Annotated in this window: 6 protein-coding genes; 4 read left to right on the top strand and 2 right to left on the bottom strand. The window is 64.6% G+C overall.

Features of this window, described 5'->3' with window-relative positions:
* Both AC1D00_RS26320 and AC1D00_RS26315 read left to right on the top strand, forming a co-directional pair.
* On the top strand, nucleotides 1-2,133 hold a 2,133-nt coding region (locus tag AC1D00_RS26320), incomplete at its 5' end, for a response regulator (RefSeq protein ID WP_477012662.1).
* 13 nt (nucleotides 2,134-2,146) lie between these two features.
* Nucleotides 2,147-3,637: an HWE histidine kinase domain-containing protein gene (locus AC1D00_RS26315; protein ID WP_404558331.1), complete on the top strand. Its 1,491-nt coding sequence runs from the start codon at nucleotides 2,147-2,149 to the stop codon at nucleotides 3,635-3,637.
* On the opposite strand, the gene AC1D00_RS26310 is transcribed toward AC1D00_RS26315, so the two are convergent.
* On the bottom strand, nucleotides 3,634-4,062 hold the full coding sequence (locus tag AC1D00_RS26310; RefSeq protein WP_477012661.1) for a hypothetical protein: 429 nt from the start codon (nucleotides 4,060-4,062) through the stop codon (nucleotides 3,634-3,636). The genes AC1D00_RS26315 and AC1D00_RS26310 overlap by 4 nt on opposite strands.
* Here AC1D00_RS26310 and AC1D00_RS26305 point away from each other — a divergent pair.
* Together AC1D00_RS26305 and AC1D00_RS26300 are read left to right on the top strand one after the other, a co-directional pair.
* Nucleotides 3,995-4,264 carry a hypothetical protein gene (locus AC1D00_RS26305; protein WP_477012660.1) on the top strand — a complete coding sequence of 90 codons (270 nt, stop codon included), beginning with the start codon at nucleotides 3,995-3,997 and terminating at the stop codon, nucleotides 4,262-4,264. The genes AC1D00_RS26310 and AC1D00_RS26305 overlap by 68 nt on opposite strands.
* Before the next feature lie 95 nt (nucleotides 4,265-4,359).
* On the top strand, nucleotides 4,360-4,599 hold the full coding sequence (locus AC1D00_RS26300) for a hypothetical protein (RefSeq protein WP_027546236.1): 240 nt from the start codon (nucleotides 4,360-4,362) through the stop codon (nucleotides 4,597-4,599).
* 93 nt (nucleotides 4,600-4,692) lie between these two features.
* On the opposite strand, the gene AC1D00_RS26295 is transcribed toward AC1D00_RS26300, so the two are convergent.
* A complete protein-coding gene (locus AC1D00_RS26295) occupies nucleotides 4,693-4,902 on the bottom strand; it encodes a hypothetical protein (protein WP_027546237.1) in 210 nt (69 codons plus the stop codon).
* Nucleotides 4,903-5,005 lie beyond the last annotated feature (103 nt).

Here is a 5,005-nt window from a genome sequence, read left to right as displayed (position 1 = left end):
CAGCAGCTCGCCGAGCGCAACGTCGAGGTCGAGCGCAAGAACCAGGAAATCGAGCAGGCCCGCCGTGCGCTCGAGGAGAAGGCGACGGAGCTCGCCCTCACCTCGAAGTACAAGTCCGAATTCCTGGCCAATATGAGCCACGAGCTGCGCACACCGCTGAACTCGATCCTGATCCTGGGACAGCAACTCACCGACAATCCGGACGGCAACCTCTCGGCCAAGCAGGTCGAATTCGCCCGCACCATCCACGGCGCCGGCACCGACCTGCTCAACCTCATCAGCGACATTCTCGATCTCTCCAAGATCGAGTCCGGCACGGTGACGGTGGACGCCGAGGAAATCCTGACTGCGAACCTGCTCGAAACCGTCGGGCGGCCGTTCCGGCACGAGGCGGAGAACCGCAACCTGTCGTTCAAGATCGACGTCGACCCGAACCTCGCGCGCAGCATCGTCACCGACTCCAAGCGCCTGCAACAGGTCCTGAAGAACCTGCTCTCCAACGCCTTCAAGTTCACCGCCGAAGGCGAAGTGCGCCTGAAGGTCGGCGGCGCGCTCGGCGGCTGGGGAACGGATCACCCGGTGCTGAATTCCGCGCCGGCCGTGATCGCGTTCGAGGTGTCCGATACCGGCATCGGCATTCCCCTGGAGAAGCAGAAGCTGATCTTCGAGGCGTTCCAGCAGGCCGACGCCGGCACCAGCCGCAAATATGGCGGCACCGGCCTTGGCCTCGCCATCAGCCGCGAGCTCGCCAGCCTGCTCGGCGGCGAAATCCATCTGCGCAGCGCGCCGGGCAAGGGCTCGTCCTTCATCCTTTATCTGCCGTTGAAATATTCCGGCCCGACACTTGCGCCGCGCGCGACGCCACAGCAATACAGCCAGCCACCGGCGCTGCAACCGACGGCGCCCGAGCAGCGCGTCATCGAGCAGCTTCCCGACGACCGTCTCAATCTCGAACCCGGCGACAGCATCCTCCTGATCGTAGAGGACGACCCGCATTACGCACGCGTGCTGGTCGATCTCGCGCGCGACAAGGGTTTCAAGGTGCTGGTCGCGGCTCGCGGTGCCGAGGCGCTGGAACTTGCCAAGCAATACCAGCCGAGAGCGGTCTCGCTGGACGTGTTCCTGCCGGACATGCTCGGCTGGACGGTGCTGAGCCAGCTCAAGCACAATCCGCTGACGCGCCACATCCCCGTGCAGATCATCACGCTCGACGAGGACCGCCAGCATGCGCTGGCGCGCGGCGCGTTCTCCTTCGTCAACAAGCCGACGACGACCGAGGGGGTTTCGGCCGCGCTGGCGCAGATCAAGGAATATGCGCGGCCGCGGCGCAAGCGGCTCCTGATCGTCGAGGACAACGAGGCCGAGCGGCTCTCGATCCGCGAGCTCCTGCATCACGACGACATCGAGATCGTGACGACCGACACCGGCGCCGGCGCACTCTCGACGCTGCGCGAAGCGCCCTGCGATTGCGTGGTGCTGGACCTGCGCCTGCCCGACATGAGCGGTTTCGAGGTGCTGGACCAGATCCGCCACGACGAAGCACTTTCGAACATTCCGGTGGTGGTGTTCACCGGCCGCGAGCTCTCGGCGGAGGAAGATGCCGAGCTCCACACCATGGCGCGCAGCATCGTGGTCAAGGGCGTGGAATCGCCCGAGCGCCTGCTCGACGAGACCGCATTGTTCCTGCACCGCGTGATCACGGAACTGCCGGTCGAGAAGCAGCGCATGCTGGAGAAGCTGAACAGTTCCGACGAGGACCTGATCGGCAAGACCGCGCTGCTGGTCGACGACGACGCCCGGAACATCTTCGCGCTGTCGAGCGTGCTGGAACGGCGCGGAATGAAGGTGCTGACGGCGACCACCGGCCGCGAGGCGGTGACGCTGGTCGAGTCCAATCCGGAAATCGCCATCGTGCTGATGGACATCATGATGCCCCAGATGGATGGCTATCAGACCATCGGCGTGATCCGCGAAAATCCGGCCTTCGCGCGCCTGCCGATCATCGCGTTGACCGCCAAGGCAATGAAGGGCGACCGCGAGAAATGCCTGGAAGCCGGCGCGTCCGACTACCTCGCCAAGCCCGTCAACACCGATCAATTGCTGCTTGCGATCCGCATGTGGCTGCACCGCTGAGCTGGACGCGCGAATGGACCACGAAAAGGTCAACATCCTCCTCGTCGACGACCAGCCGGCCAAGCTGCTCGCCTATGAGGTGATCTTGAAGGAACTGGGCGAGAACCTCGTGATCGCCTCGTCCGGCCGCGAGGCGCTGGAGGTGCTGCTCAAGACCGAGATCGCGGTGATCCTGGTCGACGTCTGCATGCCCGAGCTCGATGGCTTCGAGCTCGCGGCGATGATCCGGGAGCATCCGCGCTTCCAGAAGACGGCGATGATCTTCATCTCGGCCATTCAGGTGAGCGACATCGACCGGTTGCGCGGCTATGAGATGGGCGCGGTCGACTATGTTCCTGTGCCCGTGGTGCCGGAGGTGTTGCGCGCCAAGATCAAGGTGTTTGCCGAGCTCTATCGCAAGACCCGCGAGCTCGAACGGCTGAACCAGGAACTCGAGGATCGCGTTCGCGCGCGCACGGCCGAGCTGGAGAACTCGACCGCAAAGCTGCGCGAGAGCGAACAGCGCCGCAGCATGGCGATCGCCGCCGGCAAGATGGGATCCTGGGACTGGGACTGGATCAACGGCGACTGGATGTGGGACGAGGGCCAGTATCGCATTTTCGGCGTGACGCCGGAGACCTTCAACGTCACCTCGGCGAACATCCAGGCTCTGCTGCACCCTGACGACGTCGACCGGTTTGGCCAGGCGATCGCCGCGTTCAACACCGGGGCGCACGCCTATGAAGGCGAGTTTCGCGTCAGCAGGCCCGACGGCGAGGTGCGCTGGTGCGTCGGCACGGCGGCCGCAACCGTGGACCAGGCCGGCCGCGTGGTGCGCGTGAGCGGTGTCACCGTGGACATCACCGACCGCAAGCGGGCCGAGGAGCGGCAGAATCTGCTGGCGCGCGAAGTCGATCATCGTGCCAAGAATGCGCTGGCGCTGGCGCAATCGATCGTGCGTCTCACCCGAGCCGACGAGGTCAAGGCCTATGTCAACGCCGTCGAGGGGCGTATCAACGCGCTGGCGCGCGTGCATACGATCCTGTCGCTGTCGAGCTGGCAGGGCGCCGAACTCTCGAAGCTGATCGACGAGGAACTCGCGCCCTATTCGCTCGGCGGCCAGATCAAGCTGGCGGGGCCCGAGGTTCAGTTGCTGCCGGCAACCGCCCAGACGCTGGCGCTGGCGCTGCACGAGCTTTTCACCAACTCGGCCAAGTATGGCGCACTCTCGACGCGGTCGGGGCGGCTCATGATCGGCTGGCAGGTCAAGGAGGACCACCTCACATTGATCTGGGAGGAATCCGGCGGCCCACTTGTGAGGACGCCGAAATCTCGCGGCTTCGGCACGCGGAGCCTGCTTGCGAGCGTCGAGTCCCAGCTCGGCGGACAGGCGCAATTCGATTGGCGCGCCGAGGGCCTGTTGTGCCGCCTGGAAGTGCCGTTGACCCGGAAGACCCCGACCGCGGCCGCGCAGGGCAAGTTCGACGCCGCCACCTCCCTCGCGCTCCAGCGCGCGTCGGGTTAACCCGACGCGGCGACTTTCATGCGCTGCACCGACCGCGGTTCATGGGCGATGCGCCCTTCGAGCCAGGCTTCTGTTTGCGCGAGATCGCGTAACGCCATCGCATAGCGGCGGGCCGCGCTTCGCTCGGCACCGCGTGGCAACTTGCGCGCCTTGCGCAGCATATCGGCGGCCGCGTTTCGATAGGCCAGTGAGCGATAGAGAAAGACAACCTTACCCATATCGAATGTTCCCGTGTTGACGGCTTCCATGGTCGCAAGGTCGGCATGAACGTCGGATGAAGCCCGACGTGACAAATCGTTCATGCCAATGGAACCCGAAATCGCCGGCTGCGTTGCACGGATGATCGAGGTCGGTTCCATGCGTGTGAGAAAGTCGCCGAAAAAGTCGCGAAGTCTGATCTCTCCAACCGGCATCATCACGATCATGACGCACGCGATGATGGGCGCGGCGCTCGGCCTCGCCTTCGGTCTCGCGCTCATTCTATCCAACCCGCCGGTCGCAAATTTGCTGAAACATGGCGGAGATTCGGCCGCTGCCGTTTTCGTCGTCACGTTAGTGACGACTTTCGCAATCGGCGCGATGCTCACAGGTATCGTGTTCATCATCGCCGAGGACAAGGAATCTTGAACCGCGCGTGAAACCTGCGAACTGCTTTGTCGGGAACTCCGGCGGCGGATGGCAGTTGGCTGCCTGCGTCATTTTAACTCAGGGAGTTCCCGCGCATGAAGACGACCAAGCTCGCCCTCGCCATGATGTTGGCAACCGGCCTCGCCGCCGCCCCGTTCGCCGCGCAGGCGAAGTCGCACAAGGCGAAACATGAATCCTCGACGTCGTCCTCGCAGACGACGGGCGCCAACACGAAATCCAAGAGCGCGGATCCCTCCGGTCAGGGCGGCTCCGGTCCCGGCTCCGACCAGGGCGGCACCATGACGAACAACAAGGGCACGACCAACGCCAAGTAGGCTCGCCGCCGTTCATCGAAGGCCCCGCGATCGCGGGGCCTTCTTGCTTTGGTGTTCGCTCCAATCCTTCTCACGCCATCGTCCGCGCGCGCTTCAGCTGCGCCGGATGTCGGCGATGTTCAGGCCACCGCCCGCGGAGTTCGTCTTCACGAGGTGATCGAGCTGCGCCCGCTTGCGTGCGATCAGAAGCTGGGCCGCGGCATCGTCGAGACCCTCGCGCTGCAATTGCCGGATCGCGGATCCCAGTTCGAGGATCTCGGCGCGCAGTCTCAAAATCCGGTACGTGTCCGGGTCTTCCTCCATGGCGCGCTCCCAAAATGTCTCAGCGGCGCGCGATTGCGCGCACGGGACCCGCGGCTTTCTTGAGGGAACGAAGACGCACACGATCGCGAACATCCGGCAGGAC

Source organism: Bradyrhizobium sp. P2_E8 (genome assembly GCF_056403875.1).
The sequence above is the reverse complement of the archived record's forward strand: the minus strand, read 5'-3'. Positions and strand labels throughout refer to the sequence as shown.

Bases quoted from the DNA above. Each gene is read 5' to 3' on its own strand.
- AC1D00_RS26315 (WP_404558331.1), top strand. From the start codon at position 2,147: ATGGACCACGAAAAGGTCAACATCCTCCTCGTCGACGACCAGCCGGCC.
- AC1D00_RS26305 (WP_477012660.1), top strand. From the start codon at position 3,995: ATGCGTGTGAGAAAGTCGCCGAAAAAGTCGCGAAGTCTGATCTCTCCA.
- AC1D00_RS26310 (WP_477012661.1), bottom strand. From the start codon at position 4,062: ATGATCGTGATGATGCCGGTTGGAGAGATCAGACTTCGCGACTTTTTC.
- AC1D00_RS26300 (WP_027546236.1), top strand. From the start codon at position 4,360: ATGAAGACGACCAAGCTCGCCCTCGCCATGATGTTGGCAACCGGCCTC.
- AC1D00_RS26295 (WP_027546237.1), bottom strand. From the start codon at position 4,902: ATGGAGGAAGACCCGGACACGTACCGGATTTTGAGACTGCGCGCCGAG.